General features: G+C 54.5%; 16 protein-coding genes. 13 read left to right on the top strand and 3 right to left on the bottom strand.

Translation table 11 applies throughout. The features are described 5' to 3' along the window. Positions 1 to 11: 11 nt before the first annotated feature. The 4 genes from KJW29_RS25770 (at position 12) to KJW29_RS25755 (ending at position 7,040) form a co-directional block, all read left to right on the top strand. Positions 12 to 1,715: an extracellular solute-binding protein gene (locus KJW29_RS25770; RefSeq protein WP_214626779.1), complete on the top strand. Its 1,704-nt coding sequence runs from the start codon at positions 12 to 14 to the stop codon at positions 1,713 to 1,715. A gap of 41 nt (positions 1,716 to 1,756) precedes the next feature. Further along, entirely contained in the window at positions 1,757 to 4,999 is a 3,243-nt protein-coding gene (locus KJW29_RS25765; RefSeq protein ID WP_214626778.1) for a DUF6259 domain-containing protein, read from the top strand. Positions 5,000 to 5,110: 111 nt separating this feature from the next. Continuing rightward, positions 5,111 to 5,683, top strand: a complete 573-nt coding sequence (locus tag KJW29_RS25760) for an RNA polymerase sigma factor (protein WP_246608382.1) — start codon at positions 5,111 to 5,113, stop codon at positions 5,681 to 5,683. Next, entirely contained in the window at positions 5,670 to 7,040 is a 1,371-nt protein-coding gene (locus KJW29_RS25755; RefSeq protein WP_214626777.1) for an SH3 domain-containing protein, read from the top strand. The genes KJW29_RS25760 and KJW29_RS25755 overlap by 14 nt, the downstream gene beginning before the upstream one ends. A 107-nt stretch (positions 7,041 to 7,147) precedes the next feature. On the opposite strand, the gene KJW29_RS25750 is transcribed toward KJW29_RS25755, so the two are convergent. After that, the gene (locus KJW29_RS25750; protein ID WP_214626776.1) at positions 7,148 to 8,236 is read right to left on the bottom strand and encodes a Gfo/Idh/MocA family protein; all 1,089 of its coding nucleotides are present in this window, start codon (positions 8,234 to 8,236) and stop codon (positions 7,148 to 7,150) included. A 294-nt stretch (positions 8,237 to 8,530) separates the two neighbouring features. On the opposite strand from KJW29_RS25750, the gene KJW29_RS25745 reads away from it, so the two are divergent. Beyond that, entirely contained in the window at positions 8,531 to 10,474 is a 1,944-nt protein-coding gene (locus tag KJW29_RS25745; protein WP_246608381.1) for a CotS family spore coat protein, read from the top strand. Further along, the gene (locus tag KJW29_RS25740) at positions 10,425 to 11,690 is read left to right on the top strand and encodes a glycosyltransferase family 4 protein (protein WP_214626775.1); all 1,266 of its coding nucleotides are present in this window, start codon (positions 10,425 to 10,427) and stop codon (positions 11,688 to 11,690) included. The genes KJW29_RS25745 and KJW29_RS25740 overlap by 50 nt, the downstream gene beginning before the upstream one ends. A gap of 723 nt (positions 11,691 to 12,413) precedes the next feature. Here KJW29_RS25740 and KJW29_RS25735 read toward each other — a convergent pair. Then, complete coding sequence (locus KJW29_RS25735) at positions 12,414 to 12,713, bottom strand: hypothetical protein (protein WP_214626774.1); 300 nt, start codon at positions 12,711 to 12,713, stop codon at positions 12,414 to 12,416. 188 nt (positions 12,714 to 12,901) lie between these two features. On the opposite strand from KJW29_RS25735, the gene KJW29_RS25730 reads away from it, so the two are divergent. From KJW29_RS25730 to KJW29_RS25720, 3 genes are all read left to right on the top strand, one after another. After that, positions 12,902 to 13,645: a MerR family transcriptional regulator gene (locus tag KJW29_RS25730; RefSeq protein WP_214626773.1), complete on the top strand. Its 744-nt coding sequence runs from the start codon at positions 12,902 to 12,904 to the stop codon at positions 13,643 to 13,645. Positions 13,646 to 14,553: 908 nt separating this feature from the next. Beyond that, complete coding sequence (locus tag KJW29_RS25725; RefSeq protein ID WP_214626772.1) at positions 14,554 to 15,663, top strand: MBL fold metallo-hydrolase; 1,110 nt, start codon at positions 14,554 to 14,556, stop codon at positions 15,661 to 15,663. Between the two features lie 25 nt (positions 15,664 to 15,688). After that, a complete protein-coding gene (locus KJW29_RS25720) occupies positions 15,689 to 17,584 on the top strand; it encodes a helix-turn-helix domain-containing protein (RefSeq protein WP_214626771.1) in 1,896 nt (631 codons plus the stop codon). A gap of 76 nt (positions 17,585 to 17,660) precedes the next feature. Here KJW29_RS25720 and trpS read toward each other — a convergent pair whose 3' ends face one another. Further along, positions 17,661 to 18,650, bottom strand: coding sequence for a tryptophan--tRNA ligase (gene trpS / locus KJW29_RS25715; protein ID WP_214626770.1), 990 nt, complete (start codon positions 18,648 to 18,650; stop codon positions 17,661 to 17,663). A gap of 532 nt (positions 18,651 to 19,182) precedes the next feature. On the opposite strand from trpS, the gene KJW29_RS25710 reads away from it, so the two are divergent. Genes KJW29_RS25710 through KJW29_RS25695 form a run of 4 tightly spaced genes read left to right on the top strand, consistent with a single transcriptional unit; the run spans position 19,183 to position 23,343 of the window. Continuing rightward, positions 19,183 to 20,760: a spore germination protein gene (locus KJW29_RS25710; protein WP_425517578.1), complete on the top strand. Its 1,578-nt coding sequence runs from the start codon at positions 19,183 to 19,185 to the stop codon at positions 20,758 to 20,760. A 21-nt stretch (positions 20,761 to 20,781) separates the two neighbouring features. Then, positions 20,782 to 21,981: a Ger(x)C family spore germination protein gene (locus KJW29_RS25705; protein WP_214626768.1), complete on the top strand. Its 1,200-nt coding sequence runs from the start codon at positions 20,782 to 20,784 to the stop codon at positions 21,979 to 21,981. 7 nt (positions 21,982 to 21,988) lie between these two features. Then, positions 21,989 to 22,240 (top strand): hypothetical protein, encoded by a 252-nt coding sequence (locus KJW29_RS25700; protein WP_214626767.1) that lies wholly within the window; start codon positions 21,989 to 21,991, stop codon positions 22,238 to 22,240. Further along, the gene (locus tag KJW29_RS25695; protein ID WP_214626766.1) at positions 22,237 to 23,343 is read left to right on the top strand and encodes a GerAB/ArcD/ProY family transporter; all 1,107 of its coding nucleotides are present in this window, start codon (positions 22,237 to 22,239) and stop codon (positions 23,341 to 23,343) included. Before KJW29_RS25700 ends, KJW29_RS25695 begins: the two co-directional genes overlap by 4 nt. Positions 23,344 to 23,370: the final 27 nt, after the last annotated feature.

Below are 23,370 nucleotides of genomic sequence, written 5' to 3'. Positions count from 1 at the left end.
AGGTGATGGAAATGAATATCAAATGTTTATCCGTGCTGGCAGCCTGCATCGCGGTGTCGCTGCTGCTGCTGACAGCCTGCGACAAAGCGACGAATACTGACACAGGCAACGCGATAGGGAACAGAGGGAACGAGACGAAGGAAGAGCCGTCCGCTGTGGACAAGGAGGCCGCTGTCAGTGCCAACCCCTTCGGGAAATACGATCCGCCGGTCAAGGTTCGTGTTGCGCGTTCGGTTGATCAGACCTGGACTTATCCGCAAGGCGACAGCATCGACAACAACATCTGGTATCGGGAATATGAAAGTTTGCTTGGCATCCAGGTTGTTCATGACTGGACTGCGTTATTAGGGGAATACAACCGCAGGCTGAACGTAGCGATTGCCTCCGGAGATTTGCCGGATGTATTCTCGGTAACATCGAGTCAACTCAAGCAGCTTGCAGACGGCGGACAATTGGAGGATCTGACGGACGCTTACGAGAAATACGCCTCCGATCATACGAAGAAGCTGCAGATGGGCGATGGAGGAGCGGCGCTCGCTTCGGCGACGTTTAATGGCAAGCTGCTTGCCATTCCGGTTGTAAATGCTCCGATCTATGAGTCGAATCTGCTGTGGGTGCGGACGGATTGGCTGGATAAGTTGGGTTTGCCCGAACCGGAGACGCTGGATGATGTACTCGAAATCGCCAAAGCATTTACTGAACGGGACCCCGATGGAAACCAGAAGCAGGATACATACGGACTTGGGGTCGGCAATTATTTGTACGGTCCGATTGTATCGACGACCGGTTTTTTTAATGCTTACCATGCTTATCCCCAAATATGGCTTAAAGCTGCAACCGGAGAAATCGTATACGGTTCGGTTCAGCCGGAAATGAAGGATGCGCTGGCCAAGCTGCGCGAGATGTACAGGGACGGTCAGCTTGATCGCGACTTCGGCGTCAAAGACAGCAATAAAGTGGCGGAGGATATCGCCGCTAACAGAATCGGCATGGCTTTTGGCGCGAACTGGAATCCCTATGTGTTTATCGATGCGGTGAAAAAAAATCCGGACATGGAATGGAAGTCGTACCCGGTTCCATCCGTGGACGGAACGCCGACCAGAGCCAGCGCAAGCTTTTCCGCAAGCGGTTATGTCGTTGTGCGCAAAGGTTTTGCGCATCCCGAAGCAGTCGTCAAGATGCTGAACTTGCACGAGGAGGTTGTTCACGGTTCGAGGAGAGACGAAGGCGAATTTATTACGGTGGAAGAGAACGGCGAGAGAATCAATACATCCCGTTTGTCACTTGTGCAATCCGGCGTGTCCAATGAAGGCGTGCTGGAATCGTTGGAGCTGCTGCGGCGCGCTATAGAAAACGAGGATGAAAGCCTGCTTGGGGATACGCTGACGGAGAGCGACAAATACGGGCCTACCGTTAACTACTTGAAGACCGGCAGCATCGATAGCTGGGCGGTGGCGCATCAATATTTCGGATTTGTGACGACGATGGATCATTATACGGGCGATCGCCTGCTCATGACGGCTTTTGGCGGACAAACGCCGACGATGATCGACAAGTGGGCCACGCTTGACAAGATGGAACGGGAAACCTTTACAAAAATCATTATGGGCGCCGCATCCATCGATGAATTCGATGTGTTTGTTTCAGACTGGCATAAGCTTGGCGGAGAAACGATCTTGCATGAAATTAATGATTGGTTATCGGCCCAGCAATAAGAGGAAGGACGGGCCGATCAAGAGGCGAAAGGGGTCGTGTTATGAGAGCGGCAAGCAAAAAAATGTGGCTGGCCGGCCTGGCTGTATTGCTTCTGTGTCAATGGGCTCCGGGCAGGGCTGCGGCGGAAGGCCAGTATGTCGGATTTAATTCCGCAACGGGCAACATTGATTTTACTTACGGAAACGCTCAATTGGCTTATGGCGAAAACGGCGAGCTGACCGGCATTCGTCATCTTACCCTAAATGCATTGTGGAATAACGCCGCTGGGACCGCCGTGACGGGTAAAAAAGGGCATGCCACTGTTGAACATGAATGGGGCGAAGGCTCGGCGAAAGCCGAGCTGGAGACGACGGTGGCCCGCAAATATGACGGAACGCTGACGATTAGCCAGTATGCCGAGTCCGCCGCGGAGGGGATTACGGGCATCCAATGGGGATTAATCGTGCCGGATACCCATGATCTTATCCTTCCCGTTCTTGGGGGCATTCGCTTGACGGCGGAATCTCCCGATGCCGCTTACGGGTTCCGCCAATTTGCCTATCCGGATGTCTGGGAAGCGCAAATGCTGTTGATACAAGGCGATGGCGGAGGCATGCTTGTGCATGCGAATGACGATGCGATGTTTTTCAAAACCTTGCATGTCAAACATGAGAACGGCTATTTCCATATCGGATTGGAAACGCATACACCGGCGCCGTTCCAGCAGACCAAAACGGCAGTATCCACGGACTGGCGACTGAAGGCTTATGCCGGGAATTGGACCAACGGAGCGTTGATGTATCGCGATTGGGCGGATCAAACCTTCAGCCTGTCCGAGCTTTCCGCGCTGGAGCCTGCATGGGCCAACGATATTCGCTTTACTGTGCTGACCGATCTGGAAGATCCGGATATGCTGGATCAGTTGGCCCAGAAGGTACAGGCGGATCAGACTTTGCTGGTGGTGCCCGGGTGGCGCGAGGACCCCTATGACGTCAACTTCCCGAATTACGCGCCCAAGGCGGATATGGCAGACAAGGTGCAATCGGCGCAGGCGCTCGGCTTCAAGGTCATGCTGTATGTCAATATATTCGGCGTATCGCTCGACAACCCGGCATATGCGGCCTTGCAAGCCTATCAGGTCAAGGACCCCTATACGCTGACGCCTAAGAAATGGGAGTATTCGGCGGGTTCGGAGCAGATTGCGTTTGCCGTCATCAATCCGGCGGCGGAAGCCTGGCGCGAGCTGTTTGTGGACAAGATGGCGGATCTGGTGGATGAAGTCGGTCCCGACGCCATCCATTTGGACCAATCTCTGCTCATGTACAATGACGCGAACGGTCTTATTGACGGCAAAAATATGATGCAAGGCAATCTCGCGCTGCATCGCGAGCTGCGGCAGGCGCTTCCGGCGCATATCGCATTGGGCGGAGAAAGCCTTAATGAAATCACAACGCGCTACGAGTCCTTTGCGCAGCGGCATGCGTATGGCATCTTTTCCGGTACGGGCACCTGGGACAACGGCAAGATTGATCAGGTCGTTCCGGCAAGCTCAGCCATCTTTGCCCCGTATACGACGATTTACGGACATCCCGATCATGCCAATCCGATGACGGAGGAGTATTATATGGCCTGGCATAAAGTGGTTCAAAACAGGCTGGGGGCCGTTCCGATGTTATCCAGACCCAACTACGGGCAGGTGGCGAATCCGACTCCGCTCATGGAACAGTTGTTCGCGGAGGCCAATTGGTATCAGGACGCAAGGCCGGAGGCGAGCTTTACAGGCTGGACGGGCAGCACGCTGTTTGCCTTCCGTACAGAGGACGGCAAAACTGCGCAATATGTGCGAGATTCTTTTGGCGAGAAACTGCATGTCCGTTCATCGGGTTTCCCGTGGCAAGGGACCCATGTTGTACGTTACTTGTACGGTTCTGAAGCCTATGAATTGTCGGGAACCATTCCGGGCTGGCGTTTGTATGACGATTCGAGACTGTACGGGCTCAATCCCGGTCAAACGTATCTGTACAACAGCGAACCTCGCGATTTAAACGCTTTTCATATTTATGACTGGCCGGAGAATGTACGCCTCAAGCAATTGGCGCTCCGGACAAACCATGCCGTGATTCGTATGGAGGACCTGCTTCAGGCAAGCGAAATCAACTTCCTGAATTATTCCGGACCGATTCGCGCAGGCGAAACGATGGGCGATGACACGGTCCATCAGACCGATACGTCCTTCTCCTCCACGAACGGCTTTTCCTATGCATTTGCGGGAGGAGGCACGGTGCAGCATTGGGGAGATCGCATGCTGGCTCATCCGCCTTATATCGGGCAGTGGCAAGAAGGCCACACTTGGCTGGAGTTCGATGTGGATATTCCGGCCGATGTGGCAGCAAGCTTACGGGTCGGCGTACAACTCGGGTCCGAGCAAAATGTGCTGCACAGCGACGGAGTGACGTTTAAGGCTCTGGCATGGGAGAAGTCGGCTGCACCCGGGACGCGCGTCGTTCTGAGCGAAGAACAATTCAGCAGAAGCGCGACTGCAGCCCCTATGGAGCTTGATCTGTCTTCCTTCGCCGGCACGACCGTAACCGTCAGGCTGGAGACGCATCCGGGAGCAACCGTTGATAATGATTCAGCCGTATGGGTGGAGCCTCGCGTTGTGCTGGAGCCGGCTGGCGAGCAAGCGCGAATGGTAGAGCTGGAGATCGTGAGCCCTCGGGCAGCGGCGGAAATAAAATCGGTATCGGGTCAAGCGGGGTTATCCGACCTGGGCAACGGCAAATTCGCGATAACGGCGCCGGCATCGGATACGGTCTATCTGATTTATGACGCCTTGACGCCGGTGACGCTTCCGTTCTCGCTGGATAGCGCTCCCTTCGACACAAGTCTGTGGTTCGACAATGGCATGGAAGGATTGGCGCAGGCTCCCTTCGGAGGGTTTGCGGGAACCGGCTCCGTCAACCATGTTAACAAGCAGGGGCTGGACGCGCATCCGCCTCAGCGAGGTCAAACGCATGTGGAATACGCGCTGCGATTGCCCGTCGGTACAGATGCTGCGCTCACCGGGTTTGCCGGGATCAAGGATGGGGCGGACGAGTCCGGAGGCGTCGGATTCCGTATTGCGGTAAACGGGAACATCGTATGGTCGGAAGACATGATGCCAGGCGCGGCTTGGGAGCCGTTCCATATTTCCTTGGCCGATTATGCAGGCGAGAGTGTCGTTCTGACCTTGATTACGGATTCCATGGGCGACTACGGTTATGACTGGGCATTTTGGGGCGAGCCTCAACTGATTGCCGACTAATTCGTCAATACGCAATGAGGCAGTGGCGTACAACAACAAAAGTTGGGCAGAACGTTTTGCGTTCTGTCCAACTTTTTTGTCGTTCAAAATGGAACCTAGGAGCCGTTTCATGTGTCTAATTGGGTAGAGGTGGTCGGAATGGAGCAGGATTACTGGAGGTTCGTCGAACGATTTTCGCCTGAGGATCTGAACGAGCTGATGCGGCAACACGGCCAGGAAGTATGGAATTATGCGTATTTCCTGACCAAAAGGAAGGATTGGGCGGACGATATTGCGCAGGAGACGTTTCTGAAGGTGTTCCGAAGCCCGAATCGATACCGGGGCGAATCGTCCATGCAGACGTGGCTGTTCGCGATTACGCGGAACTGCGCGTTTAATTATCGGCGGTCCGCGTTTCTAAGGCGCGTCATTCCCGTTGGGCAGCCAGAACGGCCGGGGAGAGAGCCTTCCGCTGAGACCGTGGCGATGGGCAACCAGCTGGCCGACGAAATATGGGAGACCGTCATGGCCCTTCCGGCCAAATACCGCGAGCTCCTCGTACTGGATGCCAAATACGAGATGAGCCTCAAGGAGATGGCCGAGCTGACGGGATTGCCGGTCGGAACGGTGAAATCAAGATTGTCGAGAGCGCGGCGCAAAGCCGCGGAGATGTGGGAAGGAGGCGGCGTCCATGAGCGAGCATAGGCCGGATTGGTATGGACGGATGAAGGCGGGGCCGTTCCGCGAACGCACGTTTACGGAGGAACGCATGAAGGAGATTGGCCGTAAGGCGCGGGACGGCGGACGGAGAGGCCGGAGCGGTATTTGGATGTATGCCGCGTCCGGGCTGGCGGTTGCTTCCGTCCTGGCGCTCATTCTCGTCTTTCAGCCTGCCGGTTGGTTCGGTACGGAACCATCTACGACCGTGCCGACGGTAACGCCGCAAGCCACTCCCCAGCCGACGGAAGGTCCGAAACCCATGGTCGGCGATTTTTACGCGAAGGGGGAAACGGGTTTGTATACGGTACCGAATCCTTATACAAAGGAAGCGGCCGTATATACGGTAACGACAGGCGTTCCGTTAAAGGTGCTGGATATTTCGGGGGAATACGCCAAGGTGAACCAGGGTGGCGATGTGGGATGGATGAACGCGTGGTATTTGACGAAGGACAAGGATGAGGCGCCAGTCGATGCCGTCGAGCCCTATTTGATGTTTGCAGAGAGCGCGGTGACGATGAGTACGAATCCGGAGGAGATGGAGCCGTCCGGGCCTGAGATCGCCCCTGGCAAGGTCGTCAAAGTCGTAAAGGAGTTCCAAGACTGGGTGGGCGTCGATATCATAACCTATGATCAGCCTTACGGGGGCGAGTTATGGCTGCGGAAGAGCGGATTAATGGATTGGGATCCGGCAATGGCAATGGAAGGCGTTCTGAGGCAAGGAGCTGTGATCAAGGATATAAGCGGCAGAGAGATCGAGGTGCCATGGTTTAACAGCGTGTTTGTCGAAGAGAAGATGGCAAACGGGCGTTATCGGATAAGATCCGAGGATGGCATTACGGGCTTTGTCGAGGGGAGGGATTTTGTGCCCAATCCTTTCATTGCGGAGAACGAGAAGCGAAGGCTGCTGTTGTCGGCGATGACGGAGAATTGGCTAATGACCTCCGAGGAATTGAAGGGTTACGAGCGGTACGCGGCAAGTCGCGATGAAAATCTGCTGAGGGGATTGTCCCCGATCCAAATTTTCCGTTATTACGTGCAGGCTCAGTTGAACAGGGATGAGAAAACCGTTTACGCCTTGTTGATTCAAGATGAGGGGTTTACGGTTCCCGACTTTGAAACCTATATGAACGATATTTCGCATGATCCAGGCCTTGCGCAGCGGACGTGGCGATTGTGGGATAGGCTCATGATGGGTTATCGGCTGGGCGAGGAGGTCGATTTAGGTCAAGCGACGATTACGATAAGGCCAACGTTCGGCGGGACCGTGGAGGATGCGCGGGGTTTCCAACTGCTGCGCAACAAAGCAGGCATCTGGAAGGTCGCTTGGCTGCCGATGCAGTAGAAGGCGAAGCAAGATAGGTGCTTCGCTCGCGAATAATCCAAAAAACGATGGGTAAGTTGACGGCCATTCTCTCGGCAATATAATCGGAGAATGGCCGTTCCTCCCTGCTAGCCCAAGTTCGGCAGCTCGATATCGACTTCCTTGCCTGCCGCCGAAGAGCGCAGGATGCCGTCGATAATGGCTTGGTTGTACAGAATCTCCGATGCCGGGATCGGAGCGGCGCTTCCGTCGCTCAGGGCGCGGACGAAGTCCTTCACCTTCTCCTCGAACACGTTCAAGTTATGTTCGATGCGCGGAAGCGGAGTCTGCGTATGCTTGCCCAGCAGATCGTGATACAGCGTCATGCTGCCGACCTGTCCGTCCCATACGCCCGACCATGGTCCTTGACCGGCAGGCGTTACTTTAAGCCCCGCATCCGTGCCGAGGAACATGGATGCGCCGAGCGTGTCCATGTGCATGGCCCAGGAGATTTTGAATTGGAGCGTAATGCCTCCCTCCAGGCGAATAAAGGCCGCGCCGAAATCCTCGACGTCGAAGCGGCTTGCTTCGGGATGGTACGCAGGATTGGTGCCAAAATAGTTCGAAGTCACCGCCGACACCGTCAGCGGCTTGGGAGAACCAAGCGCCTGCAGCGCGAAGTCGAGCGAGTAACAGCCGATATCCGCCATTGCGCCCGCCCCGGCAAGCTCCTTGCGGATAAAGGTGCCTCCGGGCATCCCTCTGCGGCGTCCGCCGCCAACCTCCACGTAATACACCTTGCCCAGCTTGCCCTCCTGAATGACTTGACGAATCAGCTTCATGTTGGGGTCGTAACGCGGCTGAAAGCCGATCGTCAGCATGTTGCCGGTATCCTGTGATGCCTTCGTCATCTCAATCGCCTCGTCCAGCGTGACGGACATCGGCTTCTCCAGCAGCACATGCTTGCCTGCCCGGAGCGCGTCGAGCGTCGTCTGGTAGTGGGAAACGTTCGGCGTGCAGATGCTGACGCCGTCCAGCTCCAGCTCCAGCAGCCGGCGATGATCTTGAAATGCCTGTGCTTCCGTCAGACCGGCGGCGTCAAGGAATTGCCGAGCCCTCCCCGGCACGATATCCGCCGCGCCTACGATTTCGACGTTCTCCATGTTTTGATAAGCCCGCAGATGTCCCCCGGCGATGCCGCCGCTTCCGATGATGCCGATGCGAATGATTCTGCTCATGTGTTGCATTCATCTCCCTATTCGATAATCGTGACATTACCCTCATCGTAACATTACAGTGAGCGGCGAAGTAGTCGATGATTGCGTCACTCCCCTACTACAAATTTGCGACATCGGCATCGCGGTATCCCTCTCGAAATTTGATAGAGCTCTGCTCTTGCGTATAAGAACGATAGGCTAGACTTAGGCAATAGGGCGCTTTCATCTCCACTCATGTCCAATCGATAGACCGCAGTAGCGCATATAGATAAGAGGACATCGCTTATTTAGCTTGACTAGAGTGGAGGTAGCCAGTTGGAACAATATCAAATTGTGCCCTGGGATGATCTGTCTTCGGACGAATCGATGCGTTCCCTTAACTTGGAACAATACGTGCCGCCCGAAGTGGAGAAGCTCGCGTATGAGGTCATGAAATCTTACGATATGAGCGTCAGCGGAATGACGCTGATAACGTCCAAGCCGGACAAAGGCGGCGCCATCTGGCGGATCGAGACAAACCGCGGACCAAGGAGTCTGAAGGTGCTGCATCGGACGCCGCAGCGAAGTCTGTTTAGCGTCGGCGCGCAGGAGTACGTAGTCAGCAAGGGCGCCAGAGTGCCAGGGATTATTCTCACCAAGGATGGACGCAATTCCGTTGAAGCCGGAGGGAAGCTGTGGATCGTAACGGACTGGATCGATACGTTGACGCCCGTCATGAAGATCGATCTGGAGGGAGCGCGGACATTGTGCCACGGTCTCGGGGAGTTTCATCAATGGTCAAAGGGTTACGAGCCGCCTGCCGAGGCGGGCAAATCGTCCCGTATTTTCAAGTGGGAGAGCCAGTACCAGAAGATCATGACGAAAATTGGCTGGTTCCGCCATATTGCCAATGCTTATCCCAATACAGAAGCGAGCGGACATCTATTGTCCGTGCTGGATACGTTCGAGGGGCAGGCGCGCGACATCCTCAAGCGGTTCCAGGAATCGGCTTACAAAAGAATGGTTGCGAAAGGCGAGGCTCACTGGGGGCTGGCCCACCAAGATTACGGCTGGTCCAACGGACAGATGGGTCCTGGCGGCATCTGGGTCATCGATCTTGACGGGGTCGCCTTCGACCTCCCTATCCGGGATCTCCGCAAAATCATTACCAGCACCATGGACGATATGGGCGCTTGGGATCTGGAGTGGATCAGAGGAGTCATCGACGCGTATCACTCCGCGAACCCGCTGGATCAAGAGACATTCGAGCTGCTCTGGATCGACATGGCGTTCCCGAATGAATTCTATAAGCACGTCAAAGAGGTTGTGTTTACGCCCGTCGAGTTCATGAATACGGAGCTGAACGCCATTCTCGACCGCGTCGTCGCGACAGAGACGAACAAGTGGGATGTGCTGCGCGAGCTGGAGAAAGACAAAACGAAGTATGCGGTCGGAGATTATCCGGACGTGACGGCTGCGCCGAGCGGACCTTACCGCTACAAGGATTATGCCAAGGAAGGCGCGGCGCCGATCGTGGAGATTCCTGGCTCCAAACGCAAACGCAAGGACAAGGATAAGGGCGATGCCATTCGTATTGTCCTCAATCCGGACGGGAAGGCGAAGATCATTCCGGGCGGAGAAACACCACGCAAGCTGTCCAAAAAAGAGGAAAAGAAGCTTGCCAAAAAAGAAGCAAAGAAGCTTTCCAAAAAACAGTTAAAGAAGCTGTCCAAAAAGAAAGAAGAGAAGCTGAGCAAACAAGAAGAAAAAAAGCTGTCCAAAAAAGAGTTAAAGAAGCTGTCCAAGAAAAAGCTCCGCAAGCTTCAGCGATCCGAGCAACTGCCTTCGCAAGAGGGGGTGGCGGTACGCAAGCCGGAAAAGGCCGTATCGCCGTTGCGCCAGCCGGGGAAAGCCGTGTCGCCAGAGCGAGAACGCATGAAACGCTACAAATACAGAACGGGGCCAGCCGCATCGCCTGCCGCAGGAAAGCCGAAGTCCGGCAAGCCGAGCGCGGCCAGCGGGCAGAAGTCCAGAGGTACCGCCGCTGGGGGCCAGCCGCCTAAGCGTTCCACTTCGACTTCGAAGTCGGGAGCGGCTGTCAGGGATGGTTTAAAGAAGGCAGCGGGCGGAAGCCGTACGAGGTCAGCGTGGAACAAAGGAAAGAAGAAGGTCGGCGTGAAGCTGTATCTCACGGCGTACCGTGACAGTAAGTCGGCAAGGAGGACTGGGCTTGAACATTTTGATGATTTGCACGGAGAAGCTGCCGGTACCGAATATTAGAGGCGGAGCCATTCAGACATATATCGGCGGTGCAGTCGGACTGCTGAAGGCGCAACACAACATTACGATCATTGGCAGGGACGATCCCGAGCTGGCAAGCGACGAGCGGGTGGACGGCGTACGTTATTTGCGCTTCGAATCAAACGGGGCATTGGAAACCTATATGAGCAATATGATCCCGTATTTAGCGGCTGCCGGGACTTCCTACGATCTCGTTCATATTTTTAACCGGCCTCGTCTCGTCATGCCTATCTCGAAGATCATGCCGAATGCCCGAATCGTGCTCAGCATGCATAACGACATGTTTAACCCTCACAAGCTGGCCAAGGAGGAAGGCGACGCCGTCGTGGAGCGGGTCGATACGATCATTACGATCAGCAACTACATCGGTGCCGCCATCTGCAAGGACTATCCGCAAGCGGAGTCCAAGATCCGCACGATCTATTCCGGCGTCGATCTGGGCAGATTCGCCCCGTGGAAGCAGTCGAGGGCGGCGCTTCGGGACAGGGAGGATATTCGAGCCCAGCACGGACTTGGCAACAAAAAAGTTATTCTATTCGTCGGTCGTTTGTCGCGCAATAAAGGACCGCATGTACTCGTACGCGCGATGTCCCAGGTCAAACATTCTGATGCCGTGCTTGTCATCGTGGGAGCGGCCTGGTACAGCGATGACCGCATCAGCGATTATATCGCTTATCTTCGAGCAATGGCGGAGACGTCGCCGCTGCCCGTTATGACGACGGGATACGTGCAAGCGAGCGACGTGCATAAGTGGTTCTGCGCGGCGGATATGTTCGTCTGCACATCGATCTGGGAGGAGCCGCTTGCGAGGGTTCACTACGAGGCGATGGCGGCAGGGCTGCCGCTTATTACGACTGCACGCGGCGGCAATCCGGAGATCATCCGCGGCAATAACGGCGTGATCGTTCAGAATCCGGAAGACCCGGCGGAATACGCAACAAAAATTAACGCGATGCTTTCCAATCTGGGAGAATCCCGGCAGATGGGGCTTAACGGCCGCAAGCTGACGGAGGATAACTTTACCTGGAGTCACGTTGCGGGCAACATTCTCGAGGTGTGGAATAACCCGAGAGTGGCGCCGTCGAGCCATGTTGTCGAGGCATCATCGGATTCTGCGGGCGAGCAAGGTGCTCCCGAAGAGGGAGAGGCAGACGATATGGACGGGGCAGATCCTACGGGTGACGAGTCTCTATAGTCACTCCTAAAGGTTGCTGTTTTGTGGATAAGAGGTAATCAACTTGGGCACGGCGAGGCTGAAGGATAGTTATAGGCTCGTAATCAAGCCCATCAAAAAAAGGACTGCATTCTCTCCGCAGGGAGAGGAACAGTCTTTTTTGCTTTTCCCGGACAGCAAGGCTCTCCGCCAAAGGGAGGCACTCGTTAGGCTGCTCAGGGCTCAATAGCCCGTCCTTTTCGTGCTATTGCTTCGCTCGGAGTTACTTTATTAGGCCCTGTAGCCCGTCCTTTTCGGGCTGTTGCGCCAGTTGGGGCTGCTCTGCATGCTGTATTCCGATCGTCGTTGCGTACTCTTCCCGCTCTATTGGGAAGCAACGCCGAAAGGGGCTGTCCGAGAAGTGAACTTTTAAGGTAGCCCCGTTTATCCTTATGGCTCGATTATATGGGGAGGCTTGTTCAAACGTGTATGAAAATTCATGCACAATCCACCTAATAGGCCGACAACTGGCAAATGACTATTCAATAAATCAGTGAAAACGGAATGTTGGACGCCCCGTTTTGGTTGAATGTTAAGTGGCAGGCATCCACCTCGCCACTTTCCTGAAAAAGCAGGTACACAAAAAGTTGGACGGAAGGCGTTTTTCCGCCCAACTTTTTATTTTTGAGACTTATTGGACAGCCCCAAACTTTTGAGGACTAGAGGACATAGGCGTCAGAATAAAACGTCCTCTTATACTTCCTCCTAATCGTCCTCTTCTTCATCCTCTTCGTCATCCAAATAATCGTCCAAATCGTAATCTAGATCGTCGTCCTCAGCATCGTCGTCTTCTTCGCCGTCGCGCTCATCCTCATCGACCTCGAACGTGACTTCTGCGACCGAGTCCCACTTGATCGATTCGAGCAGCCGTTTGGCGGCCTTGCTGGACAGCTCCTGCCCCTCCAGATTCATTACTTTCGTGCTGCCGTCCTCGAAAACGAGGCTCATGCTGATCACCGTGTTCTCCTGGAGAACTTCTTTGCTTTGTTTCTTTAAGCTGGACAACTTATCACTCCTCCGTCCGTGCATTATTGGCACTCCATATATTGTATAAGCGGCGAAGGCTGTTGGATTGGGTTAATGAGACAGGTTATTCGTCGATTTTCTCGAAATAGAAGAAAGCATTAAAAAACGTATTGACTCTCACGTTACGTGATACTTTAGAGTAAAGGTTGAAAGGAGGCCGAGGCGCCATGAAGGTAAAAGAGGTTGCGGATCTGACCGGGATCAGCGTGCGCACGCTGCATCATTACGATGAGATCGGATTGTTAGTTCCCGACGGGACCACGGAGGCGGGGTATCGCGACTATTCGGAGCGAAATCTTGAGCTTCTACAACAAATTTTATTTTTTCGGGAGCTTGGGTTTTCTTTGAAAAAAATCAAGGAAATCGTGACAAGCAAATCGTTCGACCGGCTGGAAGCGCTGGAGCGGCATCGGGAGATGCTGAACGAGAAGCGAAGCCAGCTGGAGCAATTGCTCCGAACGGTGGAGCAGACGATCAGACACGCGAAGGGAGAGGTAACCATGACAAACGAAGAAAAATTCAAAGGCTTCGATTTCGGCAGCAACCCATACGAACAAGAGGCAAGAGAGCGCTGGGGCGACAGGGCCGTCGACGAATCGAACGCGAAGATGGAGAAGCTGAAGCAAGATGGCAAAATGCAGGCTTTCCAGGACGAGATGAACGAATTGTACAGGAAGCTGGCGGCCGTCCGCCATGACGATCCGTCATCGGAGGCGTCGCAAGAGGCGATCGGCCAATGGTTCACGCTGCTGAACCAAATGGGCTCGTATTCGCTGGAGGCGTTCAAAGGTCTCGGGCAGATGTATGTTGATGACGCACGATTCACGCGTAATATCGACCAGTTCGGAGAAGGACTCGCCCTGTTCATGCGGGACGCGATGGCCTATTACTCAGACAGCCGAGTTGGCTAAAATGCGGCGAACGGAAGAATAGAGGCAGCCGAGGCTCTTGAAGCCCGGCTGTTTCTTCTCGAATGATAGGATAGCATAAGTTTTCTCATGCTTGACCTATCCTTTTCGAGATGAAACCCGCGCAATCTTGCGCGAAAACGGCGCAGCCAGCTCATTTTGGACTTTCTACCTACAGTAACATTGCATTGTTGCACGACCGAATGGGAGGGGGAGCCAATCGTATGCCTAATCTAGAAATAAAGGGAAAAGCTCCATCTAATCATACTGAATTGAGCTGATTGCCGATCTTAAAGGGAAAACCTCCCTATAATCATATAGGTTTTGCTTAAATGTATGGATTCGGCCTAAATTAGAGGGAGGAAATCCCTCTAAGACTCAGGGGATGACGAGGAGAGGGCAATTAGAGGGAGATTTTCCTCTTATCCAAGAAGGACGATGATCAGCACGATGATCAGCTTGAATAGGACGATGTTTATCTTGTTATCCAAGAGGACATTGATCACCTTGTCTTGTATAGGATAATGTTTATCTTAATTGGTCCTGGTTGGTCAGTTACAGCATTTTCTAGTAGATCATTGAACGCATTTTCGGGTATAGTAGTCATCGAGTAGGGCTCTTTCTTGGTGATCTCAGCAATCCCGAGGATACCCTACTTTTTTGTTGCCTGTAAAGGCTCCAATTATTGGTACACAAACAATTTTACTTCATCTGGTGGTCTCGGTTGGTTGTAACCAACACGACAAAAACCGTACTGCTAAAAAGCTCCTTCCGCGGCCGTCCTCGACGGACGCCGGGGGGCTCTTTACTTTTGCCCTCCGATCGGTCTACGATGGTAGTAAATGATAGGTGGAGTGGCTTCGACCGCACGAAACGCGAGAATCGAAGTCAGGATGGAGGAAGAAACCGAGATGTGGTTAACGATTGCGATTATTATCCTGATTGTGCTGGTTATCGTTGTCGCCGTTCCGCTTGTACAAATCGTCGTCCCCGTCTTCGGGGGCCGGCCTTCCCGCGAGGAACTCGGGAGGTATGCGAGTCTTCCGCATTATGACAACGGGAAGTTTCGTTATCCCCTCGAATCGAAGGTGCTGATGAGCTTTAAAGAAATGCTGCCTGCCGCCTGGGAATTCATTCGGGGCAATCCCGATCGTAATCCTCGCGAGGCGATTCCGTATGTTGCGCTCTGCGAAGAGGATCTTAGGCCGAGCCGGCAACCAAGGGTTATCTGGTTCGGCCACTCCGCGGCGCTGCTGCAGATGGATGGGCTGACGATCCTGTTCGATCCGATGTTCGGCAAGACGCCATCGCCGTTTCCCATCGTCGGCGGCAAACGTTATGGAGGCAAGCTGCCTATGCAGCTGGAGGCCCTTCCGAAAATCGATTACGTATTTATTTCGCATGATCATTACGATCATCTGGACTATCCCTCTATCAAACGGCTGGAAGCGAAGGTCGGACACTTCTTTGTGCCGCTGGGCGTAGGAGCGCACTTGCAGCGTTGGGGAATTTCCCGTAATCGAATAACCGAGATGGACTGGTGGGAGGAACGCGAGGTCGGCAGCCTTAAGCTGGCTTGCGCGCCTGCGAGGCATTTCTCCGGCAGGGGAACGACGACTCGGGACAGCACCTTATGGTGCTCTTGGGCGTTGCGGGGCCGCGAGGGGAACGTATTTTTCTGCGGGGACAGCGGGTATGGTCCTCACTTCCAGGAGATTGGGCAGCGGCTGGGCCCCTTCGATCTGACGTTGATGGAATGCGGGCAATACGACGAGAAGTGGGCGGCGATCCATATGCTGCCGGAGCAGACGGTGCAGGCGCATCTCGACGTGCGGGGCGGGCTGCTGCTGCCGATTCACTGGGGAGGCTTTACGCTCGCGATGCACAGTTGGGATGATCCTGCCATTCGCGTGACGAAGGAAGCGGAGCGTAGAGGCGTGACGATCACGACTCCGATGATCGGAGAGAGCATTCCTCTGCGAACGGAGGGCTATCCGAACCGGAGATGGTGGGAGGCATAAGCCAAATAGCGAGAGGGGGCAACGTATGGATTGGGAAGTCCACATCGAACGGTGGAGCCGGGCCGCCATTAGACTGCTGGATATTCGGGAGTATAGCGCGGAGAAGGGAACGCTCCCTGATCGTTATGTAACGCCAGCCAGCTTTTTTATCATTACGACCCATGGAGAGGCGAGGGTGAGTCTGTCGGGAACGGTCTATCAAGCCCGTTCGCCTCACATTCTGCATGGAGGGAAGGAAGCGGAGCTGGGCATGGCGCCGCTAGGAAGTGATTATGCCTGTTATGTCATTCTTTACAGGGCGGATTGCGACTCGCCGGAGGAGGAGGAGAGCTTCCGCATGTCCTATGCGTTCCATCCCGGCGCGTCTCTGGTTCTGCAGGAAAAGTGTCTGGCCATGCATCGCCTGTGGCAGCAAACAACCTCGCTGGAGAAGCTTCAGGCGCAGTCTGCCTTCCTTCCGTTGGTGTACGAGATTATGCGGCTGCTCCGGATGTCGGCAAAGGAGAACGGCAGATCGAACCTGGTAACCGAAGCGATTCATTATATTCACGAACATTACGGGAAGCCGATAACAGCAGAGGAGTTGGCCGGCATTTACGGCTGCAGCGCAAGCTACTTGTCTCGCTTGTTCAAGAGCCAGATCGGCGTCGGTCCGATCGAATACCTGATTCATGCGCGCATTCGCAAAGCGAAGCAGTTTCTGGTGCATTCGGAGGCTCGTATCCAGGAGGTCGCGGGCAGCGTCGGCTATGCGGATGTCTATTATTTCAGCCGTCTGTTCAAGAAACATACGGGCTGCTCCCCGCTGCAATACCGGGAGGAGCATCGGCAGGCAGTTCAGAATAATCCATTGCGGCTGTTAAAATCGTCTATTGTATCCTCTGAGCCCTATTCCCATAATGAGAATGAGACTTGTTATCAATGGATGGGGGAAGGGGAAACATCAATGTTTAGATTTTCAAGACCAACGTTCGGAGCGATGATGCTGCTATGCACAACCTTGCTGCTGAGCGCATGCCAGGCAAACAACAATACGGGGACGCCGTCCTCGCCGTCAGCTCCGGCAGAGGCAACTGCAGAAAGTAGAGCTGCAGAGACACGTATGTACAAGCATTTGAAAGGCGAAACGGAAATTCCGGTGAAACCTCAGCGCGTAGTCAGTCTCTTCCATTTGGGCGAACTGATGGCGGTAGGGGTAAGGCCGGTTGGCGCAACGCCACACATTCTGGATAATCCGCTGATTGGCGATACCTCCGATATTACGAATATCGGGAATCCTCCCGATCTGGAGAAGATTCTGCTGCTGGAGCCCGATCTTATTGTGACAACGGAGCCGTTCGCGGAGGTCGTGGAAGGCGGATACGAAGCGCTGAGCCAGATTGCGCCGACGATTGTTGTGGAGCAGTACAACGATCCGATCAAGGATGTCGAGATGTTCGGCGATATTCTCGGCAAGCAGGAAGAAGCGAAGCAATGGAATGAGGCGTTTGCGGCAAAAATCGCGCAATACAAAGAAAAGATCAGCCCGGTTATTGGAGCGGGTGAAACTTTCTCGATCCTGAATGTGCGCCCAGGCTCGATCTTTATTTACGGCGATACCAATATGGGGGGCAACATTATCTACAAGTATCTGGGCTTGAAGCCGACCGAAAAAGTAAAGAAGGACGTTATTGACGGAGAGACATGGGATATATCGATGGAAGTGATCCCCGAATTCGTAGGCGATCGGTTATTGCTCGCCGTAAATGAAGGCGCGGAGGAAGACATGAAGAGGGTAGATAAGTTTATCCAGAATACGCCTGCAGGCAAAGCCGGTCATATTTACCCGATCGATTTTGACGAGTTTCTGTTCAGCGATCCGATCTCGGTCGAGCAGCAGCTGGATATCATCGTCGATTTGCTGGTCGAAGGCAGTCAGTAAATGGCATTGAACCATGAATTTAAAGGGGATGCTCCGAAAGTCGCGATGACTTGGGGCATCCCCTTTCTTTATGAACCTAGAACGTCAAGAAGCCCATGGCCTCTTTGGCGGCCTTCAGCGTGCGATTCGCGACTTCCGCGGCGCGGTTCGCGCCGTCCTTCAGGATGCGGTCGAGCTCTTCGGAATGGACGAGCTCGGCATATCTCTGCTGGATCGGCTCGAGCTTGGCGATGACGACTTCGGCGAGATCCTTTTTGAATGCGCCATAGCCTTGCCCTTCGAATCTGCGCTCGACCTCTGCGATCCCTATATCCGCGAAGACGGAATAGATCTCGATGAGGTTGCTGACGGCCGGCTTCGCCTCCCAGTCGTAGCGCACGTTCATGTCGGAGTCGGTGACGGCGCGGGAGAACTTCTTGCGAATGACGCCCGGCTCGTCTAGCAGGAGAATATAGCTGCTTTGGTTCGGGTTGCTTTTGCTCATTTTGCTGGAAGGATCGTCAAGGCCCATGACGCGGGCGCCAACTTCTCTAATGATCGGCTCCGGCACGGTAAACGTCTCTCCGAACCGATTGTTAAAGCGGGTGGCGAGGTCGCGCGTCAGCTCCAGATGCTGCTTCTGGTCGTCTCCGACCGGCACGTGCGTCGCCTGGTACAGCAGGATGTCGGCGGCCATAAGCGCAGGGTAAGTGAAAAGAGCGGAGCTGACAGTATCTTTGCCGTCCGACTTATCCTTAAATTGCGTCATGCGGCTAAGCTCGCCGAAGTGAGCCTGCGTCTCCATCAACCAGCCGAGCTCCGCATGGGCGGATACATGCGACTGCATAAAGATGGCGCTGCCGCGGGGATCGATCCCCGCGGCGATGTACAATGCCGCGATCTGGCGCGAGCGCTCGCGCAGCTCCTTGGGATCTTGCGGAATGGTGACGGCATGAAGGTCGGGCACGAAGAAGTAGCACTCGCCCTCCTCTTGCATCATAACGAATTGGCGCAAGGCGCCGATGTAGCCGCCGATGTTGAGATCGCCGCTGGGTTTGATGCCGGACAGGAATCGTTTGTTGGACATGGGATAACCTCATTTCTTTGGGATAGTGGTCGTGTGCTCGTGTGCTCGTGTAATGGCAGCCGCTCCGGTAAACGCAAAAAAACGCTCCGCCCCCTGTAACAGGGACGAAGCGTGAACTCCGCGATACCACCCGAATTCGGCCATTAGGACCGCACTCTTACACGAACGGAGCAAAACAGCGCGAGGCCGCTTGCGTGCTTTCGTTCATGTCTCCCTGGGATAACGGGGGGAGCTGCCGTCGGGGCCTACTGCTCGGGAACGAGGTTCGGGCCGAAGCGAGCGGATCCATTCCCTTAGACGTCTGCGCCGGACCTTTCACCAACCGCCGGCTCGCTGCGGACATCCGCCCCAAGGTACTACTTCCACTCATGGCTGTAACGATATATTGTTCATAAGCATAACGGCAATTCGAAGTCTAGTCAAGCGGGTCATCGAGTTTTTTGTGTTGAAAATTTTGTCTAAAATTGGCGAGAAATGACCATATTATAGAAAAGACAATGCCAAACAATCGGGGATGGAGCCAATGAGCAGGATGGGAAGTTGGAAGCGTTCATCGGCACGCCAGGATGGCTTGGACGGGAACGATGCGGAAGAAACGCCAAGGCCGTTGTCGGCTTCGCTCAAGGACAATCTGGACACGATTCGGGAAGTGCTCGGAGGCAGCGACGATATCGTCATTCGGCCGATCCGGCTAAGCGGGGGTGTAGCGGCCGCCATCGTGTTTACCGATGGATTGGCGAACGAGCAGCTCGTAGCGGAATTTATTCTGGATAGAGCGATGACGGACGACACCGACCAGGAGACCGAACGGACCGGAAATGGGACAAAAGAGATCGTATCCGAGCTGGAGCGGCATATCCTGGCCGTGGGAGAGCTGGAGTTCGTGCACGTGTTCAAGTCGTTGTTCCACGCCCTGTTGTCGGGAAACACGATTGTGCTGCTGGATGGCCTCGACCACGCCATTGCTGCGGGGACCAAGGGCTGGAAGGACAGAGGCGTAACGGAGACGAACACGGAATCGGTCATTCGTGGCCCGAGAGAAGCTTTCTCGGAGACGCTGAGGACCAATACGGCACTGATTAGACGCAGAATCAAAAGTCCGCGGCTAAGGCTGGAGACGCGCCGGATCGGACGAGAAACCCAGACGGACGTATCCATCATGTACATGCAGGGAATCGCGAATGACAAAATCGTCGAGGAAGTACGAAAGCGTCTGGACAACATCGATATCGACGGCATCCTGGAGAGCGGCTATATCGAGGAACTGATTCAGGACGAGACGTACACGCCGTTCCCGACGGTCTACAATACAGAACGTCCCGACGTGATCGCCGCTGAACTGCTGGAGGGGAAGGTCGCGATACTGGTCGACGGAACGCCGTTTGTGCTGATCGTCCCCGCCGTGTTCGTCTCTTTCTTGCACGCGGCGGAAGATTATTATCATCGTGCGGACATAAGCACATTGATTCGGCTTCTACGCTACGTAGGCATCTTTATCGCGCTGTACTTTCCATCGCTATACGTGGCCATTACGACCTTCCATCAGGAGATGCTGCCTACGCAGCTGCTGATAAGTCTCGCCGCTCAGCGGGAGGGCATTCCTTTCCCGGCCTTTATTGAAGCTTTTATGATGGAAGTGGCCTTCGAAATTCTGAAGGAGGCTGGGCTCCGAATGCCGAGGACGATCGGCCCCGCCGTATCCATCGTCGGCACTCTCGTCATTGGACAAGCTGCCGTTGAAGCTGGTATCGTGTCCGCTGCGATGGTCATCGTCGTATCAACGACGGCGATCTCGAGCTTTGTGTTCCCTGCGTACAGCATGGCCAATGCCATCCGGATGCTTAGGTTTCCCCTGATGGGACTTGCGGCGTCGTTCGGATTGTTTGGCATCATTTTGGGAACCTTCGCGATCGTGCTGCATCTTACCAGTCTTCGTACGTTCGGGGTTCCGTATTTGACCCCTTTCGCCCCCATGAAGCTTGAAGATCAGAAGGATGCGATCTTCCGTTTGCCGCACTGGATGATGACCAAGAGACCGGGTTTGATGACGGGGTCAAACGGCAAGAGGCAGCAACCGGCGAAGGCGGCGAAGCCGAAGCCGGACAAATAGCCAGGAAAAGGAGCAATCACTATGCGAAGAGTCAGGACGCTAGGTACGCTTCTGCTCATCCTCGCGCTTGCGACGGCGACGGGGTGCTGGAACCGCCGCGAGCTAAACGACCTTGCGATTGTCACGGCGATCGGCGTAGACAAGGCGGAACGCGGCTACCATGTGTCGGTGCAAGTCGTCGATCCTTCCGAGGTTGCGGCTAGATCGTCCGGCGGTAGTTTTTCTCCGGTGACCACATACGACGCAACAGGCGATACAATGGCAGAGGCGATCCGCAGAATGACGACGGTGACGCCGCGAAAGCTGTATTTTGCCCATTTGCGTATCTTTGTGATTGGAGAGGCGCTCGCCCGGGAAGGGATGGGGAAATCGCTCGACCTGCTGTCTCGCGATCAGGAAGGGCGGACGGACTTTTATATCGTTGTGGCCAAAGGTCATAAGGCGTTCGACGTTTTGCGTATTCTCACGCCTATGGAAAAAATTCCGGCCTCCAAGCTGTATTCCTCGCTTCAAGTATCGGAACGTGCCTGGGCGCCGACCGTGTCCGTGCAGTTGGATGATCTAGTTACGGAGATCGTCGATAAGGGCGTACAGCCCGCATTGACTGGCATCACGATTAAAGGCGATCCCATTGTCGGGCGCCAGCTCCAAAATCTGCGAACCCCGGATACGCCAACAAGACTGCAATACCAAGGCATTGCCGTGTTTCGTTCCGACAAGCTGATCGGATGGCTAAATGAATCGGAAAGCAAGGGCTTTAGCGATATTACGAGTCGTCTAAAAAGCACCATGGTGGAGACAACATGCCCCGAGGGAGGCAAGCTTGCCGTCGAGGTCATCCGATCGAAGTCGAAAATGAAGGGCAGCGTGAAAAACGGCAAGCCCGAGGTCGTCGTCACTATGCGATCGGAGGCGAATGTCGTGGACGTCGAATGCCATATGCATATTACGGGAAGAAACTCGCTGGATGAGATTGAGAAGCGAGCGGAGGAGATGATGCGATTGAACGCGGAGCAAGCTGTCGCCAAGGCGAAGAAGCTGGGAACCGACGTGTTCGGCTTCGGTGAAGTGATTCATCGTACGAGCCCGGCATACTGGAACAGCGTCCAGAATGAATGGGACCAAATATTCAAAGAGCTGAAGGTTTCATTCAAAGTCGATATGAAGATCAGAAGAATCGGAACGGTAGGGGAGTCATTCCTCGACGAGATAAAGGAGTAAAAAGACGATGGTGATAGTTGCAATTGGGGCGGTAGCCGCTTGTATATGCGTTCTGGAGGTACCTCGCATGTGGCGGGACAGGCAGTGGAAGGAGTTAGGGCTGTTCGGCTTCTTGCTTGCGCTCGGCACGGGGATTTCGGTGGGACTTGGTCTGGACGCGGGGCTGCCTAATCCCATGGACTGGATTGCCATGATCTTTCGTCCGATCGACAGTCTGGTAGAAACGACGTTTGGCCTGAGGAGAGTGAATGAGGGATGAAGAATCTCGAGCAGATTAACGGCAGACAATTCGCGCTCCTTGCGATCTATATTACGATCGGCGACACGATTCTGATCCTACCCGACGTCCCGGCGCAAGCGGCGGGGCGAGATGCCTGGATTTCCGCACTGCTGGGCATCGTCTTCGGAATCGGTGTCGTCTTGCTGTACAGCGCGGTTGGAAAGCGCAGTGTCGGACGGACGTTTGTGGACTATACGGAGACCGTGCTTGGGAGATGGCTGGGGGGAGCCGTAGCATGTGCCTTTCTCGGTTATACATTCCTATCGTCTGCAGCCCATGTGAGGGAGATCGGCGACTTCATGACGACCCAGATGATGCCGGAGACGCCGATTCATGCGATTCACATCTTCTACGCAGCCGTCGTCCTTTTCGCGACTTATCTTGGATTGGAGTGCATCGCAAGGACGAGCGAATTTTTTTTTCCCGTATTGGTTCTGTTCCTGATTGTATTCGTTCTATTCCTGGTGCCAAGTATTGAGACGAGCAAGCTGCTTCCGGTTATGGAGAATGGGCTTGGTCCGGTCATGCAAGGCGCCGTGTCGACGACGGCCTACCCATTTGCGGAGCTAAGCGTGCTGCTGATGGTTATTCCCCATGTCGGGAATTCGGGAGCCATTCGGGGCAGCTTCGTGAAGGGAGCGCTATTCGGAGGAATTATTATAGCGCTCATTATTTTTCTGTCCATCTCCATTCTGGGCCAGGACCTGGCAGCAAGAAACATGTATCCCAGCTACGCGTTGGCGAAGAAGATCGACGTGGGTCAATTTCTTCAGCGGATCGAGGTTATCCTGGCTTTTATGTGGCTGCTGACGAGCTTCATCAAGACCTCTTTGTACTTCTATGTGTTCCATATGACACTAGCCCATTTGTTCCGTCTTCAACAATACCGGTCGATGATACTGCCGTCGGGCGTCCTTCTTGTGTCTATGTCTGTACTGATCTCCCCTAATATCAATCACTTCCAGCAGATGAATGATTATTGGCCGTACATGGATTTGATTCTGGGTATAGGAACCTCGCTTTTACTGCTGGCCGTGGGCTTTTTCCGTGGCGGCAGCCTCTCTCCGAAGCAAGGAACGTGAAAGTTTCGTTAACCAGCAAATTCCCGT

Source organism: Paenibacillus agaridevorans, from assembly GCF_018604145.1.
GTDB classification, from domain to species: Bacteria; Bacillota; Bacilli; order Paenibacillales; family Paenibacillaceae; genus Pristimantibacillus; species Pristimantibacillus agaridevorans.
This window is presented reverse-complemented; position numbering and strand designations above follow the sequence as displayed.